The sequence below is a fragment of the Rhodococcus sp. ACPA4 genome, from assembly GCF_002300185.1.
Classification (GTDB): Bacteria; Actinomycetota; Actinomycetes; order Mycobacteriales; family Mycobacteriaceae; genus Rhodococcus_F; species Rhodococcus_F globerula.
In genome coordinates this window covers 4,620,162-4,638,829 of sequence record NZ_NSDY01000001.1, presented here as the reverse complement: position 1 = coordinate 4,638,829, position 18,668 = coordinate 4,620,162, and the positions used below count along the sequence as shown (strand labels likewise).

Here is an 18,668-nt window from a genome sequence, read left to right as displayed (position 1 = left end):
TACCCTGGAGGTATGGCTGAATCGACCCGCCCGAATTTCCTCCAGTACTGCGGATACCTTCTGGGCAAGACCCTCCCTGACAAGTACCAGGATTGGGTTCGGAACGATCTGGTCGGACCGGGCGCCCAGGTTCGCTACATCGTTCGTTTCACGGTGCCGGCGACGCTCATCCTCCTGCTGTTTCTCCTGATTCCGGGACCCATTTGGATCCCTCTCGCCATGATGGCGCTACTGCTCATCCCGCTGGCCTATTTTGTCGTGGCGCTTGGCAACATCTACCGCCGTCACCGCCTTCAGAGTCACGGCCTCGATCCCGAACTCATGAACGAGAAAGCCCAGCGCCGCGCCGATCGCACTCGTGAGGACTACGAAAAGCGGCACGGCCGCTGACAGCCTCACGAGTGCGATCGGCCTAGCGAGGTCAACAAGCCCCGGGGTTCACCTCTCCGCCCGCGAGCATTCTTGTCGTGAAGTCCATCGCGTCGTTGTAGGACGCCGCGATTGCTCCGCGGTGATCGGCACCCTCGTAGGTCTTGAACTCGATGTCCGAGCCCTTGGCGCAGTAATCCTTGACTGCGCCGGACGTACTTGCCACCGAGACAAGAACATCCGTGGTTCCCTGCGCGAACAAGGTGGGCACCTTCGGGGTTACGGTCGACAGTTCCTGCTCGTTCAGGTTTGCTGTCAACGCCGTCAGATCTGCACCCTCACGGAAGATCTGATCAACGGGGACAGTCGGTACCGCACGCACTGCCGCCAGGCACCCCGTCCGGGCAGCCTCGAGGAGCGGCTGGGCCTGATCCGACAGCAAGTCTTCAGGAACTACAGACGGATCAACTGCCTGTACGCCCAGCAGGATGACCGGAACAAACGGCACTCCCCCTGCCATAGCCTGATTTCCCGTAGCAACCATTGCGGGAATCTGGGCCGTGCCGTTTCCGGGAGCTATCGATACCGCACCCTTCAGATTCAGTTCCGGTGCGCGGTCCTTGCCGATCTGCGACGTGAAAGCGGCTGCCTGCCCACCTTGGCTGTGGCCCATCGCAAACCAGTCCTTGCCAACCTGATCGTCCACCTGCCGAGCGGCTCGAACGATATCGGTCACGGTATTGGCAGCGCTGGTCCCGTTCATGTACGAGTGACCGCCGGGGGTACCGAGACCCTCGTAGTCGGTTTGGACCACAACGTACCCACTGCTGACCCACTGGTCGAGAGTTTGATCGACCACCGACAGGTAGTCGTGAACCGGACCGGCGGGAGTATCCGCCGACGGCGCACAGGCGTCGGCAACTCCGGTTGTGCCGTGTGCCCAACTGATCACCGGCCAACCACCTGCCGGGGCAGGCGTCTTGGGGATAGCAACAACTCCAGAGACGAGAATCGGTTCACCTGAGGCACTTTGGGACATGTAGGTGATGCGTTCGTTCTTCGCCGCGCTGGGCAGCGCGGCAGATTCGGTGAGATTGTGCGCGGTGATCAGAGTTCCCGGCGACAGTTGTGGTGCCTGCGGATCTCCGAAGGACAATGACCCTTCGGCCGACGCCGGGGCAGCAAAAGCTGCTACTGATGCAGCCGCACACAGTGCCAGAGCTCCACTGGACACTCGGATCAGACGCTTCTTGCGGTCGATCTTCACGAAAACTCCTCCAGATGAGTGAAAGTCAGTGCAGTGAAAGTCAGTGCAGTGAAAGTCAGTGCAACGCAACCGTTGCGCCGATCAAACCTTGTGCCTCGTAGATCTTGGCTGCGACTTCGTCTCGCATAGCCACGAACTCGGGGGTCGAACGGACAGCGGTGTCGACGGGTTCGCGATTGTCACCCTTGAACCACACCTTGCGGTCGTAGATGACGCGACCCGGCCTGGCGCCCATCACAATCACTCGGGTTCCGAGGAAGATCGCCTCTTCCACACTGTGAGTGACGAAGAAGACCGTCTTACGACGCTCGCGCCACAAGTCGAGCAGTTCGAGCTGCAACTTCTCGCGGGTCATGGCATCGAGTGCACCAAAAGGCTCGTCCATCAGGATAATTCGCGGGTCTGTGATAAGTACACGCGCAATCTGGCAGCGTTGCTGCTGGCCACCGGACAGCTCGTAGGGCTTACGGTCACCATACAACTCCAAGCCGACCATTTCCAGCATCCGATCGGCCTCGGCGGCACGCTCGGCGCGAGGAACTCCCCGCATCTTCAGCCCGAACTCGACGTTCTTCCGCACCGACAACCACGGGTACAGATTTGCTTGCTGGAACACCACACCACGATCCGGGTCCGGCCCCTTGATGTGAGTGTTCCCGACCATGATGGTTCCCTCGGTCGGCGCTTGGAAACCGGCAAGCATTTGGAGGAGCGTCGTCTTGCCACAACCGGACGGTCCGACTACGCAGACAAATTCTTCCGGTTCGAAAGTCAAGCTGGTGGGGGCCAGCGCGAGTACCGATTCACCTGCGGTGACGTACTCCTTCCGCACTTCGGTGAGTACGACGCGAGTGCTGAGGTCTGTAGCCGTGCTTGTCATGACTGGCCCACTTTCGTCACTGCGTCCGTGTAGATTCCCTCGGCGTAGGTGCTGCTGGGGCTTACTGCGTCGATGTTTCCCTGCTGCAGCAGGAATTCCGCAGTGCCGAAAAGACTTTGAGTGAATTCGCCGCCGAGGAAGGCGGGGCCGGCTTGCTCCGCCGCCGAGAGGTACGTGTAGCCCGCCAACTGCGGCTTGACGACGTCGGGGGCAATACCGAGTTGAGCAGACATCGATACTGAGGCACCAGTGGGATCGGCGTTGATCCGGCCGGCTGCGTAGTCCTGCAGCTTGGTCCACATGAGCATGAATTCCGGATTGGCGGAGACGAATTCAGTGGTAGCACCCGAGAGATCGAACGTGGGCGCGCCCTGTGCCGCAACATCAGCGCTACTCATGACGATGTGACCGTCGGCCGTCAGCTTCGACAGCGTCGGATCCCACACCCAGGCCGCGTCGATCTGTCCACCCTGCCACGCTCCGAGCATTGCGTCCGGTTTCAGACTCATGAGGGTGACATCGGCAGTCATGTTTGCCGCTCCGAGGGCTGCAAGCAGACTGTAGTGCGACGTACTGCCGAACGGTGTCGCGATTTTCTTGCCCTTCAACCCTTCCAATGTGGTTATCGATGGGTCTTTGACAACGAGCGACTCGGCTTCGCCGATCACGTCCTGGATCCAGACGACCTGCATGGGGATATTCAGCGGTGCCGACAACGCCATTGTTGCCGGACTCGACCCCAAGGTTCCCAGATCCAGGCTTCCGGAACCGAAGGCCTGCACTACATCCTGCCCCGAACTGAACTTGCTCCACGTGATATCCGCATTGGCCATGCACGCCTCGAGCAGCCCCTGATCCTTGACGATCAGATCACCGTTCGGAATGTCCTGATACCCGATCCGTGCCGACGTAGTCACCGATTCATCCACTGTGACAGGACAACTCACTGAGCTGTCCATCGAGCGGCTCATCTCACCTCGACCCGTTTCCACACACGCGGTCAAAGTTGTGCCCAGAGTTGCAGCGGAAACCACCGCGATTGCAATTCGCCTCGACTGACCGGTCATGCCTTACCCTTCCATGGTGCTACGAGTGTTCCGATTGCCTTGATCGCGGAGTCGAGAACAAGTGCGGCGCAACCTATGACGATGATGCATGCGATTGTGAGTGGTGTATTGAGCTGCGTGCCGGCAAGATAGGCCAACCCGCCGATACCGGGTATGCCGTTGTTGAGTTCCGCGGCCACCACGGTGGTCCACGCAAAGCCGACTGCGATTCGAATACCGTTGATCACTTCCGGCAGCGTCGACGGAAAGACCACATTCGTCAGTACCTGAGTTCGGCTCGCACCCAGAGCTCGAGCGGCGTTGATCTGATCGACCTTCACCGAGGTGACGCCGTTGAGTGTGGCTATCGCGATCGGTGGGAAGGCAGCGAGGAACAGCAGCCAGATCTTGGAGGTGTCACCGATACCGAACCAGACGATCAGCAGGCCGATATAGCCGAGTGGCGGCAACGCACGCAGAAAGTTCAGGTACGGCTCCACGAAGGTTCTGATCGGGACGGACATTCCCATCGCAAAACCGATCAGCGGACCCACGATCACGGCCGCGCCGACGCCTGCCGCTATGCGCTGACCGCTGGCGATCAAGTGTTCCCAGAGAAAGTAGTTCTGTTCGCCGAGCACTTCGCGGTCGACACCGGGCGCCACCTGATGCCAGGTGTTGGCCCGAATGAACGCATCCCACACCGAACCTGGTGAAGGAAGGAATAGTTCGTCGATAACACCGGCCGCGGTAATACCCCACCACACCACGAGGAACGCAACCAAAGCCGCAATCCGGACTCCGATGGAGCGCACCCGTTCCGGTGTGAAAATCGGTGTGCGCTTCTTCGCGGACACTGCGGGCGGAGGAGTAGGTACACGCGTAGCTTCTGTTGAACTCGGTGAAGCAGTTGAACTCGGTGAAGCAGTGGTGGTCATGCCGTCCTCCTGTGCACTCGCTGAGCTGAGGTCTGGTCGCGAGCCAGTACAAGCATCGAGTCGACGTTGACTCGGCTCGGGCGGGTCACAACCCAGGCAACGCATTCCGCGATGTCGTCCGCGGTCAACGGATCGGCGCCGGCGTACACCGCATCGGCACGCTCCTTGTCGCCACCGAAGCGCACAATGCTGAACTCCGTCTCCACCATGCCTGGATCGATCTGGCAGACACGGATGGGTTCGCCGAGCAGTTCGAGGCGAAGAACCCGAGTGAGTGCTGTCACAGCATGTTTCGCGGCGTTGTACCCAGCGCCGCCGAGGTAGGGCTCGCGTCCGGCAATCGACCCGATGGTGACGACAGTAGCGTTTCCGCTCTCACGAAGGCGCGGGAGAAGCCGCTGTGTGACGCGCAGTACACCGAGTACGTTGACGTCGAACATCGCGGTCCAGTCGGCTTCGTCGGTGTCGGCGATACTGTCGGCTCCCAATGCGCCGCCGGCATTGTTGACCAGCACGTCACACCGCTCGATCGACGCGCAGAAGGCGTCGACCGATTCGACGTCCGTCACATCGAGAGACAGAGCGCGAGCACCTGTTTCACGTGCCAACTCCTCGAGTCGATCCATTCTGCGTGCACCCATCACCACGTCGAAACCCTCTTTGACGAGGTGGCGCACCGTAGCGGCACCGATGCCGCTGCTGGCCCCGGTGACCACGGCAACTGGAGCTTTCATGACGGACATAGTTGTGAACTCCTCGATGAATGATGTTTCGGCCCTGAGAGATCCGCAGACACGAGATCCCGACGGCGGTGAATGAACTGCTCACCAGTGTGCTCGTGATCTGGCCCCCACTCCAGTGCCACCTGCGTGGTGAATTTCTCGGGCCAGTCGTAACGTAGCCGTCTCGTGTTAACGCGAAGGTTCCATCGTGTAACTGGCCCCAGGAGATGCCCTCGAATCTGGATCTGGCGCAGGACCACAACCATTCCCCATCCTTGAGTGGACTGAAGAAGTTCCAACCCTCGATCAGGAGGTTTCTGCCATGGCAGCTCCCGCAATCAGCACCTCACAACGTACGTACGAGTTGGATCGCGCACACGTCTTTCACTCATGGTCGGCACAGAAATCCTTGCAGCCCATGGTGGTCGAGCGCACAGACGGCTGCTACCTGTGGGACGGCGACGGCAAGGAATACCTCGATTTCTCGTCGCAACTCGTGTACACGAACGTCGGTCACCAGCATCCCAAGGTTGTCGCGGCGGTACAGGAGCAGGCTGCGAAGCTCTGCACCATCGCGCCGGCACACGCAAACGAGGCTCGGTCCGAGGCAGCGCGTCTGATCGCCGAGATTTCACCCGAGGGAATGGACCGGGTGTTCTTCACCAGCGGCGGCGCAGACTCCAACGAGCACGCAATTCGCATGGCGCGCTTGCATACCGGTCGCTACAAGATCCTTTCGGCGTACCGCTCGTACCACGGCGCTACTGCCGAGACGATCAACCTGTCGGGCGATCACCGCCGGTGGCCGAACGATTACGGAAACTCGGGCGCCGTTCATTTCCACGGACCTTTCCTGTACCGATCCGAATTCCGTTCCGAGACAGAGGAACAGGAATGTGAGCGAGCTCTCGAACATCTCGAAACTCTGATCCGCTTCGAAGGTCCGGCCGCGTTTGCCGCGATCATCGTCGAATCCGTTCCCGGCACCTCCGGCATCATGCCGCCGCCGCCCGGATATCTGAAGGGTGTTCGTGACATCTGCGACCGATACGGCATCGTCATGATCTGCGACGAGGTCATGTCCGGCTTCGGCCGCACGGGCGCCTGGCTGGCAATCGACCATTACGACGTTGTCCCCGATCTCATCACGTTTGCCAAGGGTGTGAACTCCGGTTACGTGCCCCTGGGCGGAGTCATCGTCGGCGAGAAGATCTACAACTCGTTTGCCGAGCGTCCGTACCCCGGCGGCATGACGTACTCCGGCCACCCGCTCGCCTGCGCCGCAGCGGTGGCCACCATCACCACGATGCACGAGGAGCGCATAGTCGAGAACGCAGAGTTCATCGGTCGCACGTCACTCGGACCGGGCCTACGCGCTCTCGCGGACAAGCACCCGAGCATCGGGGACGTCCGCGGTCTCGGAGTCTTCTGGGCACTCGATCTCGTGACGAACCGCGAGACGCGCGAGCCCCTGTCACCGTATGGCGGCACCAACGCCGCGATCGGCCAGACGATGGCCGCCGCCCGCGACGCCGGACTGCTCGTCTTCAACAACTACCACCGCATCCACGTCGTCCCGCCGTGCACCGTGACGCCGACGCAGGTCGACGCCGCACTCGCCATGCTCGACACTGCCCTCGACGTGGCCGATTCCTATTACGACGGTCCCCGGTGACAGCCTCGGCCGTCCACGCCAGTGCGCTCGACGACGCGCGCACGCAACTCGCGGAGGCAGTGGCGGCCCTGGGCTACCCGGACGGCCTGCACCGCATCCTCGGGTCCGCCAGACGTGAGACGACGGTCAGCGTTCCGCTGGTCCGCGACAACGGCGACGTTGAAGTGTTCACCGGATACCGCGTGCAGCACAGCATCGCGCGCGGACCGGCGAAGGGCGGGATCCGGTACAGCGCCGGAGTGAATCTTGACGAAGTGCGGGCTCTCGCAATGTGGATGACGTGGAAATGCGCGCTCCTCGATATTCCGTACGGCGGGGCAAAAGGTGGGGTGGACGTCGATCCCCTGACTCTCTCCCCGGCCGAACTCGAACGACTGACCCGGACGTACACCCAGGGAATCTCACCCGTCATCGGGCCGGACAACGATATTCCCGCTCCGGACGTCGGCACCGACGAGCAGACGATGGCCTGGATGATGGACGCCTACTCCGCAACTCGGGGCCGTGGTGTCCCGGGCGTGGTGACGGGCAAGCCGCTTGATCTCGGCGGTTCGCTCGGCCGCCGGACGTCAACCTCACGCGGTGTTGCGCACATCGCGTTGTTGGCTCTGAAAAAGGCAGGCATAGAACCGAACTCGGCCACCACCGTTGTCCAGGGATACGGCAAGGTCGGAGCCGACGCTGCCGACTACCTCGCCGACGCGGGAGTCCGGATCATCTCTGTCAGCGACAGATTCGGCGCGGTGCACAACGCCGACGGATTGAACCTGCCCCTTCTGCGAGCCCACGTCACCGAGCACGGTTCCGTCGCAGGCTTCCCCGGAGGTGAGCAGATCGACCCCGCTGCCGTTCTCGAACTGGATGTCGACCTCCTGGTTCCCGCTGCGGTTGAAGGAGTTATCCACGGCGGCAACGCACATCGCATCCAGGCACGTATTGTCGTGGAGGGTGCAAACGGGCCAACCACCGCCGAGGCCGACGCCGTACTCGAGCGGGCGGGAGTGTTGGTGGTCCCGGACATCCTGGCCAACGCCGGCGGAGTCGTCGTGTCCTACTTCGAATGGGTTCAGGCACAACAGGGTTACTGGTGGACTCTCCCCGAAGTAGAACGGGGACTCGATGATCGGATGACTGCAGCCTGGGCTGCGGTACTGGATCAGGCTGGTGCTACCGGCACCACGCTCCGACGCGCCGCGATGACCCTGGCGGTCGGTCGCGTCGCCCGGGCCCACCGAGCGCGGGGCCTCACTCACTGATTCGGCGAGATTCATCCAGTAGTCGGTGAGCAATTCCGCCGAGCAGTGCGATACCCGGTTCGATCGAATTCTGGTCTATCGAACCGAAACCCAGCCGCAGGCAGTTTCGGGAGCCTGTCCCTGGAAAGAAGTAGCGGGAGCCGTCGGCCACCAGGATCCCCTGCAGGGCTGCACGTTCCGTGAGTTCGGCAGCGTCAAGATCCTCCGGGCCGGTGTACCAGACACTGACACCGCCCGGAGGAAACGACGGCGTCTCAACTCGAGGCATGTACTTGTTGATCGACTCGGTAATGATTTCCCAGTTCTGCTTGAGTCGGCGACGATGCGAGCGCAGCACCTTGTGGTAATCCCCGGACATGACGAACAACGCCAGCGACCGCTGAATATGTCCCGGGAGATGTTTGGTTCGATGGTGCCGTTCTGCTCGAAGTGCCGCAATGACAGGCGGATCCGCCACGATGTACCCGATGCGCAGGCCGGCCGAGAGAAACTTCGAGAAGGAACCGAGGTAGATCACCCGGCGGTTGTCCCCCAAGGATTTGAGGGACGGAGTCGGCCTCCCACGAAAGCGGAATTCGCTGTCATAGTCGTCTTCGATCACAAAACCGTTTCTCTCCTCCAACAATTCCAGGAGCAGCTTGCGGCGAGGCAGGCTCAATGTGACGTTGGTGGGGTGGTGATGACTCGGCGTGAGATACATGGCGTCGAAGACAGTCGATCTGTCGAACACCGCCCCGCGCCCGTCAACGGGAATGGGAGACAGTTCCACACCGGAGCGCTTGAAAATGTGCATCGCGTCGAGGTATCCGGGGTTCTCGAAGCCCATGATCTTGTCGGGTCGCAACAGGACGTCGGCAATCAGCGACAGCCCCTGCTGAGTTCCACTGGTCACCAATATCTCGTCAGCCGCTGCTTCGATGCCTCGCGACGGGAGAATTTCCTTGCGCAGCGCCTCCACCAGCAGCGGATCGTCCTGATCGACGGCGTCACGCACGCTGTACCGCAGATGCGGGCCCGTCATCGCCTCACTCGCCGCGCGCAACCAACCGCGGACCGGGAAGGAGCGCAGTTCGGGCTGAGAACTGATGAACGGGTACGGATAGTCGAAGGCGTCGGGATGGCCCAGAGTTCGGGTGAACTCGACGCTCTCGCGGGGCTGGAGCAATGTCGACCAGTCAACTGGCGGAGCGGGCGGCGACGACTCTGCAGAAGGTGTTCGAGTGAGCGGGGCTGCCGCGTAAAGACCACTGCGAGGACGACTCTCGATTACTCCGAGCGCGATCAGCTCGTCATAGGCCGCTGCCACCGTATTTCGGGAAACGCCAAGTTCCTGCGCCAGGTAGCGCGTCGACGGCATGGGTCGACCACCGTCGAACACTCCACGTGCAAGCAGGTCTTCGAGCATGGCCCGCACGCGCCGGTACATCGGCGTGTTGGTGGCCGAGTCGAGATACGCCGACCTGCCCTCGAGGAACTCTCCGAGATTTTCGTGTGATCGCAACCTGCTCCTCCTGATTCTGGCCCCATTAATGCTCCCACGATCTGGATCTTCCGTCAGTGCCAGATCGCCCAGAGAATGGGATTGTGATTCTTCTCCTGGTTGCCTGCGTACTTGTTGCCTCCTCGGCGATTCAATCGGCAACCGGCTCGGGTTTCGGCTTGATCGCCGGACCCGCCCTTATTCTGATTGCCCCGTGGCTTGTTCCAGCCCCGCTACTGATTCTCACCATTCCGATGATGCTGATGGTGGCGGCGCGAGAACGCGGGCATTGCGACACACGCACGGTCGGAATCGCGACCGCCACAATGATTCCCGGTATCGCCGCAGGCCTGTGGGTCATACAGCGCGTTGAAACGGCGTCCGTTCAACTCCTGGTGGCCGTTCTCGCGCTGGCAGCAGGGGCGGCGATGCTCGCAGGTAAGTCCGTGACCGGATCGCGGCGAACCCTGGCAGGCGCCGGGGCCGCGGCCGGGTTCATGGGCGCATTGGCCGCGATGCCCGGGCCACCGCTGTCGCTGACCTATCGGCCGGACGATGCTGCCACCCTGCGCTCTACGTTGTCGACGATCTTTCTTGTCATGGCTGCGGCGACGCTTATGGCACTCCATCTCCAGATCGGTGTTACCGGAAGCGAATTGCTTGCCGCACTCGCATTGTCTCCACTGCTGGTGTGTGGACACCTGCTCGGCTCGTATCTGGCGCGGCGGATCTCCCTGGCGGTCTTGAGTCGCACAACCACCTACATCATCCTCGCCGCGGCAACCGTGCTGTTAGCCAAAAGCGTAGCCGGACTGGCCATGTGAATCCGAGTTTTAACCCTGCGGCCACCTGGACGTCTGTCCTATGGCCACCTACGGACGCTTAGCCGATCTAACTTCCTGTTCGTCGTGCCATTTCGGCGCGAGCAGAAAGGACTCATCACCATGCGAAGCCCCCGCTTCGGATTGCTGGCGGCCGCAGGCGCTGTCGGACTCATGCTTGTCACGACCGGCACCTCTGCCATTGCCGACGCGTCACCATTCAGTTCATTCGACACCGGTTCTCTCGACACCGGTTCTCTCGGGGCCCCGGGCACACCTGCCGTCGGGGGCTTCACGTCCAAGACTCCGTATTCACCCGGCCAGGCCATTGGCGGACTCCAGGCCGTGCCCGCCGGTTTCACGCCCGTGTACACGGAAAACGTTGCACGTCATGGTTCCCGCGCGCTCTCGAGCCTGAAGTACGACGACCTGAGCCTGCAACTCTGGGAGATCGCCGAAGCCGAGAACGCTCTGACTCCCGTCGGCAAGGAGTTCGGCCCCGTACTTCGTGAACTCATGGCGGCCAACCAGACGTTGGGCTACGGCAATCTGAGCGGCCTCGGCATTACCGAGCATCGCGAGATGGGTGCCCGTGTGACGGAACGCCTTCCGCAGCTGTTCGACGCAATTGCCAAGCAGGACGGCTCGATCACCCTGACGTCCTCGGGTGTGGACCGCGCAGTGGACAGTGCCGCCAACTTCGCCCAGGGCGTGAGCACCGCATTTCCGGCGATCGCCGGAAATATCGGAGCTGTCACGTCTGATCCTGACGTCCTTTACTTCCACGATTCCGATCTGAACGCGGACTACAAGGAATACGAGGATTCCGATCCTCGCCTCGAAGCCGTGGACGAGCAGATCGAGAACCTGCCTCGCACTCGCGACGTGTCACGTCACATGATGGAGAAGCTGTACTCGAAGAGCTTTGTGGATCGTCTTGTCGCCGGCGAGTTCTCACTCGTCGACCGGGGCAAGGGCTCGGAAGAGATCAACAACGAGGTCGACGCCGCGTACATGCTTTACAACACGTACATCATCACCCCGGGTATGTCGGAGGAAGGTGACTGGAATTTCGGTCGCTTCATCGACCAGGACGACGCTCAGTGGCTGGCGTACACCAACGACGCAGAGGATTTCTACGCCAAGGGACCGGGATTTGCCGGTGAGGACGTTACCTACCGGATGGCGACGGTGCTCCGCGACGAATTCCTGGCTGGGCTGAAAGAACATTCAGGTGCAGATTCTTTGCCCGGGGCCGACTTTCGATTTGCGCACGCCGAGACGATCATCCCCTTTGCTGCACTGCTGAAGCTGCCCGGCAGCACGGTCGCACAGCCTGAGGGCACCTTGTACACGTACGACAACAACCCGTGGCGGGGCGAGCAGGTCAGCCCGATGGGCGCCAACATCCAGTGGGACGTCTTTGCCGGACCGGACAACGCACAGCTGGTTCGCATGCTCTACAACGAGCGTGAAACCGCGTTTGCAGCGCCCTGCACGCCGGTTGCAAGCGGAAGCTTCTTCTACACGCCGGCGGAACTCGAGCGCTGCCTGCCGGAAATCTCCCCCGTAGCTTGAGGCCGGGCCCCCGGACGACGCGGACGCGCCCATGCTTGGTGCAACGCCAGCATGCGCGCTTTCTCGTCGTCTTCCATCAACAATGCATCGCAGATACGAACCATGACCCGAGACGAAACACCCACGGACGTACCCTGTTCCAGCCTTTGATAGTGATTGAAACTGATGTCGGCGATCTGCGCGACCTCACGTCTACTGAGGCCGTGCATGCGACGAGCACCCTCGCATCGAATACCGACCTTCTCGGGCGCAAGGCTATTACGCTTCTCGACGAGCAGCCGGCTCATCAACTGACGTGCACTCGACCCGTTCACGCCGCAGCCTTCTCCCTCACCTGAAATATACTTTTACCGAACATGTTTCAGAATATGGGACAGCAAGGTCGTGGCGGTATCTCCGAGATGACAGATAATCACGCGATACCGCCACTGCTGCGGCGTCAGGACACAGAGTCAGGCACAAGTCAGGCTATGAACCGTCCAATTGTCGGATTGCTTTGGCAGATAGGGCTACTGCCCCAGTTGATGGAACCGAAAGCGGTCGCAACAACGTTGCCGACACCGGTATTCACAGTCGCCGACAGATAGGGGTACGTCCCCATCAGATCGACGATTCCGGCCTTACCGGTGTCGGTGTTGACCCACGCGACCGTGACCTGCCCGGCGGCCGGTATCGGTGCTGCTGCCGGGAAGGACTCGAAGCGTATGTCGCCCTTGGCGATCGGCGGATTGGCTTCAGGCCCGGACTGCCCGGTGAGACCGGTCATCGACGCCAGTGACCCCTGGTTGGGACAACCGATGGTCACTGCAGCACCACCGAACGGATGGGGTGGATCCGCCGAAGCGGTGCCCACGTATGCGAGTGACGCAACGATCGGCAAACCTACGGCTGCCAGGATTCGGGCAGTACGGGAGATACTCATTGAAACTCCTCGGGTCGACAACTCCCTGATCGGATACCCCTGGTACAACACCCGAAACGACCGAACAGTGGCAATTCGACACCTCTAGACAACATGCGTTGTCAGAACTACTCTCGGTGGCACAGCTCACACCGAAGCCATGGGAGTGTTCACATGAAGCGCTACGACCTTCGCGCGCGCACAAATCAGCTCGATCCCGAGACCGACTACGAAGAGATGTCTCGCATTCTTGCTGCTCAAGAGTTTCCCTGGGACATCAACCAGGCCCTCAGTTTTGCGCTGTTCCGCACCTACGCGGTGCCGTCGATCGGCAAACTGCTCTTCTCCACGGGTGAATTCACCGACCGGGTCCAGAAACGGTACGACGACACCAGCCTCATTCTCGACGCCGTCCTCGAACACGGCCTGGGCAGCGACCAAGGTCGATCGAGTGTTCGCCGGATGAACCAGATGCACGGCTCGTACGACATCTCCAACGACGACATGCGATACGTGTTGGCTACTTTTGTCGTCACTCCGGTGCGCTGGCTCGAATCGTACGGTTGGCGCCCGTTGACGCCCAACGAAATAGCCGGATCCACCTTCTATTACCGCGAACTCGGCCGTCACATGAACATCAAGGACATGCCGACGACCTACGACGGATTCGCGAAGCTCTTGGACGAGTATGAGCGCGAACACTTTTCGTTCGATCCGGGTGCCAGGGCGGTTGCCGACTCCACACTGGAACTCATGTGCACGTTCCCGCCCAACAACCTAGCGCCGAAGCCCCTGATCAAGGCATTCGCCTACTCACTCATGGACGATCACCTTCTCGAGGCGTTCGGGTACAAGCGCCCACCTGCGGTGGTTCGTGCGCTCTCCAGGGGCGCACTCAAAGCACGCGGCCGCCTGCTGCGATTCTTCCCACCGCGCACCGCCCGGAAATTCGCCCGCGATCTTCCGAATATCCGCAGCTACCGAGCCGGCTACAAGGTCGACCAACTGGGAACCTTTCCCACGGGGTGTCCCGTCAAGCACGTGAAGCCGAGTGAACAAGCCCAAGCGTGACGTGGCGGTAAGACAAGAATGGGGCGCTTCCTTCGGCACAGTTCGCGAAGGAAACGCCCCCGAAAAAATCAGATCGCGGATTCCAGTTCGTACTTACCCAGACCGGGCGCACCGGCAAGAAGTGGTCCCAAATCCTTGATAGCTCCCGGACCCGCGCGCCATTCGCGGTAAGCGGCATCAGCCTCGGCCGACGCCCACTTCTCGACGCACAACCAGTGCGTTTCGTCCTCGGCATCGATCACCACGTCGACGCCTTCGCAACCCTCGAAAGCACGGGTTTCAGCCAAAACTCGCCCGAACACCTCGCGCGCGGTATCAAGGCTCTCCTTCTTCAACCGCACATCCAAAATCGCGAAAATCGTCACAGAACACTCCTAGTCGTCAACTGCAGTGAATCGAATAATTCAAGGCCACGTTATCGGAAGCACATTCCGCTGACGGTGTGATCGCGTGAAGTTGAAGGAAGCTTTTGTCGCTCTGCCGACTATTCTGTCGTGCATGACCGAGCCTGTAGCCACTGCTGACCTTGCCGACGAAATTGGACCAGACATCCGTAGCTGCGACACGCAGTTCACTCAGTTCGGTGGCCGTGAGGTTTTTGCCGGCCCCATCACCACCATCAAGTGCTTCCAGGACAACCTGCTGGTGAAGCAGACCCTCAGCGAACCGGGCAACGGCGGTGTCCTCGTCGTCGACGGTGATGCGAGCATCCACACCGCACTGGTCGGCGACATCATCGCCGGACGCGGAGTCGACAACGGCTGGGCCGGAGTGATCGTCAACGGCGCCGTCCGTGACTCCGCCATCCTGCGAACCCTCGACATCGGCGTCAAAGCGCTCGGCACCAACCCGCGCAAGAGCACACAGACCGGTTCCGGCGAGAAAAACGTGCCCGTCGAAATCGGCGGCGTCACCTTCAATCCCGGTGAGATCGTCTACAGCGACCAGGACGGGGTAGTCGTCCGCGAAAGCTAGAAGTAGAGCTCGAGATCAGGCGGGAGCTTCCACCTTGGCGGCCATCCCGCCGATCTCGACTACATCACCGTCGCGCAGCTGACGACCACGACGGTCCTCCACCTCACCGTTGACCGACACCATGCCGTCGGCGATGACTTCCTTGGCTTCTGCGCCGGATTCGATGAGGTTGGCGAGCTTGAGGAACTGGCCGAGACGGATCATTTCGTCGCGGATCGGTACTGCGGGGATGTTGGCGCTCATGGCAATCATTCTGCTCCTCGCACAAAACCGGACACGAACGGCCACACTGAACAGTGAGACTGATCGACCGGTATGGGAGGACGCTCGATGGCACCTATCAGCGAGATAACGGATACAACCGCGGAGTTGGTTGAAACTCCGCCGGAGAATCCGCGAAAGGCACGCCGCTTCCAGTCGGGGCGGCTGAGCCAGGTCCCGCATATCTCGGGCTTGATCCTCGGAGTCTTCTCCGTCCTCGTCTTCTTGTGGAGCCTGTCGCCGACGCTGCGTCATATCGTCCGGGTCCCACGCGAGTACATCGACAACTACTACTTCGACGCACCGGATACGAGCTTGTCGTGGGCGCTCGTCGTCGGTCTTCTTGCTGCCGCACTAGCCAGCCGCAAGCGCATCGCGTGGTGGCTGTTGACGGTCTATCTCTCCGTGATCGCCCTGAGCAACATCTTGTTCACGTTCACCGACAAAAATCCGAATAATGCCGTAGCTGCTGTCGTACTGCTGGTCGTCATCGGAATTCTGATCGCGGCCCGTCCCGAGTTCTACACCCGCGTACGACGCGGAGCCGGCTGGAAAGCTCTCGGCGTACTGATCGGCGGTTTGGCGATCGCCACCCTGTTGGGCTGGGGACTGGTCGAACTCTTCCCAGGCACACTTCCGGAAGATCAGCGTTTTGCGTGGGCGCTCAACCGTGTCACCGCTGCAGCGGCGGTCGACAACGAAGTCTTCGACGGTCATCCGCATGCCTTCGTGAACACGATCCTCGGTCTCCTCGGTGCTATCGCACTCCTCGCTGCCGTCATCACGCTCTTCCGCGCCCAACGTTCCAACAACGCACTCACCGGCAACGACGAGTCGGCGATCCGCGGGCTCATCCAAGGTTTTGGCGCCGACGATTCCCTCGCCTACTTCGCCACCCGACGCGACAAAGCCGCGATCTTCGCTCCGAGCGGCAAAGCCGCGGTCACCTATCGCGTCGAGATCGGCGTCTGCCTGGCCAGCGGCGATCCGATCGGCGACCCCGAAGCCTGGCCGCACGCCATCGAAGCGTGGCAGGACCTGGCCTCGAAGTACGGCTGGGCAACAGCCGTCATGGGTGCCAGCGAAACCGGTGCAACCGCCTACAAGCGGGCCGGACTCAACGTCCTGCAGCTCGGCGACGAGGCCATCCTGCGTACCCGCGAATTCAATCTCAACGGACGCGACATGCGCCCCGTTCGACAGGCAGTCACTCGCGTACGACGCGGCGGCGTGACCGTCCGGATGCGACGCCACCGCGACGTGCCCCAGGTCGACATGTCCGCCGCCATCGTTCGCGCCGACGACTGGCGCGACACCGAAACCGAACGCGGCTTCTCCATGGCACTCGGCCGACTGGGCGATCCACTCGACGGCGACTGCCTCCTCGTCGAAGCCGTGATGGACGAAGGTACCGACGACGAGTCCGTCGTCGGCATGCTGTCGCTCGTCCCGTGGGGGGCAAACGGAGTCTCCCTCGACCTGATGCGTCGTAAGCCGACGGCACCCAACGGTGTTGTCGAGTTGATGGTCTCCGAGCTTGCCACGCGCTCCGACGAATTCGGCATCGTTCGGGTCTCACTCAATTTTGCAGTGTTCCGCTCCGTGTTCGAGGAGGGCTCGCGTATCGGCGCCGGACCGATCCTGCGTATCTGGCGATCGGTGTTGGTCTTCTTCTCCCGTTGGTGGCAACTCGAGGCTCTGTACCGCTCCAACGTGAAGTATCAGCCGGACTGGGAACCACGCTTTTTGTGCTTCGAGGACAATCGCGAACTCCCACGCGTCGGATTCGCGTCGGCGATCGCCGAGGGTTTTGTTGTTCTCCCCACCTTCAGTCGCAGATCGAGCAAGGCCACCAAGCACACCGGAATTCACGAAACGCTGCCTGCTGCACTGGTCACCGCCGAAGGCATTCACGCCGACGGCAGCCTGCCGGACTCCGCACCGGCGATGGCAGCACCGGGACCGCGGCGACCCGAGCAGGTTCGCGTGCGAATGAACAAACTGGCGACGCTCGAGGGCGAAGGCATCAGCGCATATCCCGTCGCCTACCCTCCGACTCACACGATCGCCGCGGCAGCACAGTCACCGGAAGGCACCCGCGTACGCATTGCCGGACGAATCCTGCGGGTCCGCGACTACGGCGGTGTTGCATTCGCCGACGTGCGCGACTGGTCCGGCGACATTCAGGTATTGGTGGACCAGGATCACGTCGGGCGCGAGAAGTTGACGGAGTTCGCTGCCGAATTCGATCTCGGCGACCTGATCGAGGTCAGTGGAACCATTGGTCGCAGCCGTAAGGGTGAACTGTCGCTGATCGCGCTCGAATGGCGCATGAACGGCAAGTGCCTGCATCCGTTGCCGGACAAGTGGAAGGGCCTGTCGGATCCCGAAACTCGCGTTCGTCAGCGGTACCTCGACATCGCCCTCAACCCGAAGGCCCGCGACCTACTCGAAGCCAGAAGTGCCGTCGTCAAGTCGCTGCGTGATTCACTCGGCAACCGTGGTTTCCTCGAAGTGGAGACGCCGATCCTGCAGCAGGTTCACGGCGGCGCCAACGCCGCACCGTTCCTGACGCACATCAACGCGTACAACCTCGATCTGTACCTGCGCATCGCGCCCGAGCTGTACCTGAAGCGGTTGTGCGTCGCCGGCATGGAAAAGGTGTTCGAGATCGGTCGCGTGTTCCGCAACGAAGGTGTCGACTTCAAACACAACCCCGAATTCACGATCCTCGAGGCGTACGAGGCGCACAGCGACTACGAGGGCATGATGCGGATGTGCCGCGAGCTCATTCAAGCTGCGGCTGTGGCGGCTTTCGGGCGCGAGATCATCATGCGGCCAGGAGCCGACGGCGAACTGGTCGAGGTCGACATCTCCGGCGAGTGGCCCGTCAAGACGATGCACGGGGCAGTTGCCGAAAAACTCGGCGTCGATGTCTCTCCCGAGACAAGCCTCGAAAAGCTGCAAAAACTGTGCGACGACAACGAAATCCCGTATCAGTCCAACTGGGACGCGGGCGCCGTGGCACAGGAAATGTACGAGCACCTGGTCGAGGACTTCACCGAGTTCCCGACGTTCTACACCAATTTCCCCACCTCGATGTCGCCACTCACCCGTCCGCACCGCAGCATTCCCGGTGTCGCCGAGAAGTGGGACCTGGTGGCGTGGGGAGTGGAACTCGGCACGGCATACAGCGAGCTGACGGACCCGGTTGATCAGCGCAATCGCCTCACCGAGCAGTCGATGCTCGCGGCCGGCGGCGACCCGGAGGCCATGGAGTTGGATGAGGAATTCCTCCAAGCGCTCGAGCACGCAATGCCGCCGACGGGTGGACTCGGAATGGGCGTCGACCGTGTTGTCATGCTGATCACCGGCGGCAGCATCCGCGAAACCTTGGCGTTCCCCCTCGCGAAACCACGCCAGTAATC

At 61.5% G+C, this 18,668-nt stretch carries 19 protein-coding genes; 9 read left to right on the top strand and 10 right to left on the bottom strand.

What is annotated here, in order from left to right; genetic code table 11:
• Positions 1-12 precede the first annotated feature (12 nt).
• On the top strand, positions 13-390 hold the full coding sequence (locus CJ178_RS21230) for a DUF5313 family protein (protein WP_033235370.1): 378 nt from the start codon (positions 13-15) through the stop codon (positions 388-390).
• Between the two features lie 31 nt (positions 391-421).
• Here the strand turns inward: CJ178_RS21230 and CJ178_RS21225 are convergent, their stop codons facing one another.
• From CJ178_RS21225 to CJ178_RS21205, 5 genes are all read right to left on the bottom strand, one after another.
• Positions 422-1,609 (bottom strand): lipase family protein, encoded by a 1,188-nt coding sequence (locus CJ178_RS21225; RefSeq protein ID WP_033235439.1) that lies wholly within the window; start codon positions 1,607-1,609, stop codon positions 422-424.
• A gap of 82 nt (positions 1,610-1,691) precedes the next feature.
• On the bottom strand, positions 1,692-2,516 hold the full coding sequence (locus CJ178_RS21220; RefSeq protein ID WP_033235369.1) for an ABC transporter ATP-binding protein: 825 nt from the start codon (positions 2,514-2,516) through the stop codon (positions 1,692-1,694).
• Entirely contained in the window at positions 2,513-3,433 is a 921-nt protein-coding gene (locus CJ178_RS21215) for a taurine ABC transporter substrate-binding protein (protein ID WP_257013293.1), read from the bottom strand. The genes CJ178_RS21220 and CJ178_RS21215 overlap by 4 nt, the downstream gene beginning before the upstream one ends.
• A gap of 146 nt (positions 3,434-3,579) precedes the next feature.
• The gene (locus tag CJ178_RS21210; RefSeq protein ID WP_095887592.1) at positions 3,580-4,500 is read right to left on the bottom strand and encodes an ABC transporter permease; all 921 of its coding nucleotides are present in this window, start codon (positions 4,498-4,500) and stop codon (positions 3,580-3,582) included.
• The gene (locus CJ178_RS21205) at positions 4,497-5,243 is read right to left on the bottom strand and encodes an SDR family NAD(P)-dependent oxidoreductase (protein WP_095887591.1); all 747 of its coding nucleotides are present in this window, start codon (positions 5,241-5,243) and stop codon (positions 4,497-4,499) included. The genes CJ178_RS21210 and CJ178_RS21205 overlap by 4 nt, the downstream gene beginning before the upstream one ends.
• A 301-nt stretch (positions 5,244-5,544) precedes the next feature.
• Between CJ178_RS21205 and CJ178_RS21200 the strand changes: the two genes are divergently transcribed.
• Both CJ178_RS21200 and CJ178_RS21195 read left to right on the top strand, forming a co-directional pair.
• Positions 5,545-6,897 carry an aspartate aminotransferase family protein gene (locus CJ178_RS21200; RefSeq protein ID WP_033235366.1) on the top strand — a complete coding sequence of 451 codons (1,353 nt, stop codon included), beginning with the start codon at positions 5,545-5,547 and terminating at the stop codon, positions 6,895-6,897.
• Positions 6,894-8,153: a Glu/Leu/Phe/Val family dehydrogenase gene (locus tag CJ178_RS21195; RefSeq protein WP_095887590.1), complete on the top strand. Its 1,260-nt coding sequence runs from the start codon at positions 6,894-6,896 to the stop codon at positions 8,151-8,153. The genes CJ178_RS21200 and CJ178_RS21195 overlap by 4 nt, the downstream gene beginning before the upstream one ends.
• Here CJ178_RS21195 and pdxR read toward each other — a convergent pair.
• Entirely contained in the window at positions 8,143-9,654 is a 1,512-nt protein-coding gene (gene pdxR, locus CJ178_RS21190; protein ID WP_052683446.1) for a MocR-like pyridoxine biosynthesis transcription factor PdxR, read from the bottom strand. The genes CJ178_RS21195 and pdxR overlap by 11 nt on opposite strands.
• Before the next feature lie 83 nt (positions 9,655-9,737).
• Between pdxR and CJ178_RS21185 the strand changes: the two genes are divergently transcribed.
• Positions 9,738-10,457 carry a TSUP family transporter gene (locus CJ178_RS21185; RefSeq protein WP_179300794.1) on the top strand — a complete coding sequence of 240 codons (720 nt, stop codon included), beginning with the start codon at positions 9,738-9,740 and terminating at the stop codon, positions 10,455-10,457.
• 120 nt (positions 10,458-10,577) lie between these two features.
• On the top strand, positions 10,578-12,032 hold the full coding sequence (locus CJ178_RS21180) for a histidine-type phosphatase (protein ID WP_095888082.1): 1,455 nt from the start codon (positions 10,578-10,580) through the stop codon (positions 12,030-12,032).
• Here the strand turns inward: CJ178_RS21180 and CJ178_RS33730 are convergent.
• Entirely contained in the window at positions 11,978-12,241 is a 264-nt protein-coding gene (locus CJ178_RS33730; RefSeq protein ID WP_373557486.1) for a helix-turn-helix domain-containing protein, read from the bottom strand. The two genes, CJ178_RS21180 and CJ178_RS33730, sit on opposite strands and share 55 nt — an antisense overlap.
• Here CJ178_RS33730 and CJ178_RS33345 point away from each other — a divergent pair.
• Complete coding sequence (locus CJ178_RS33345) at positions 12,185-12,370, top strand: hypothetical protein (RefSeq protein ID WP_242484744.1); 186 nt, start codon at positions 12,185-12,187, stop codon at positions 12,368-12,370. The genes CJ178_RS33730 and CJ178_RS33345 overlap by 57 nt on opposite strands.
• Positions 12,371-12,495: 125 nt before the next feature.
• Here CJ178_RS33345 and CJ178_RS21170 read toward each other — a convergent pair whose 3' ends face one another.
• Entirely contained in the window at positions 12,496-12,954 is a 459-nt protein-coding gene (locus tag CJ178_RS21170) for a hypothetical protein (RefSeq protein WP_033235361.1), read from the bottom strand.
• Between the two features lie 153 nt (positions 12,955-13,107).
• Here CJ178_RS21170 and CJ178_RS21165 point away from each other — a divergent pair, with 153 nt between their 5' ends.
• Complete coding sequence (locus tag CJ178_RS21165) at positions 13,108-14,004, top strand: oxygenase MpaB family protein (RefSeq protein ID WP_095887587.1); 897 nt, start codon at positions 13,108-13,110, stop codon at positions 14,002-14,004.
• A 68-nt stretch (positions 14,005-14,072) separates the two neighbouring features.
• On the opposite strand, the gene CJ178_RS21160 is transcribed toward CJ178_RS21165, so the two are convergent.
• Positions 14,073-14,369: a putative quinol monooxygenase gene (locus CJ178_RS21160; RefSeq protein WP_033235359.1), complete on the bottom strand. Its 297-nt coding sequence runs from the start codon at positions 14,367-14,369 to the stop codon at positions 14,073-14,075.
• A 133-nt stretch (positions 14,370-14,502) separates the two neighbouring features.
• Between CJ178_RS21160 and rraA the strand changes: the two genes are divergently transcribed.
• Positions 14,503-14,979 (top strand): ribonuclease E activity regulator RraA, encoded by a 477-nt coding sequence (rraA, locus tag CJ178_RS21155; protein ID WP_095888081.1) that lies wholly within the window; start codon positions 14,503-14,505, stop codon positions 14,977-14,979.
• A 15-nt stretch (positions 14,980-14,994) separates the two neighbouring features.
• Here the strand turns inward: rraA and CJ178_RS21150 are convergent, their stop codons facing one another.
• Complete coding sequence (locus CJ178_RS21150) at positions 14,995-15,222, bottom strand: RNA-binding S4 domain-containing protein (protein ID WP_033235435.1); 228 nt, start codon at positions 15,220-15,222, stop codon at positions 14,995-14,997.
• Between the two features lie 87 nt (positions 15,223-15,309).
• Here CJ178_RS21150 and lysX point away from each other — a divergent pair, with 87 nt between their 5' ends.
• Positions 15,310-18,666 carry a bifunctional lysylphosphatidylglycerol synthetase/lysine--tRNA ligase LysX gene (gene lysX / locus CJ178_RS21145; RefSeq protein ID WP_095887586.1) on the top strand — a complete coding sequence of 1,119 codons (3,357 nt, stop codon included), beginning with the start codon at positions 15,310-15,312 and terminating at the stop codon, positions 18,664-18,666.
• The last annotated feature ends 2 nt before the right edge of the window (positions 18,667-18,668 follow it).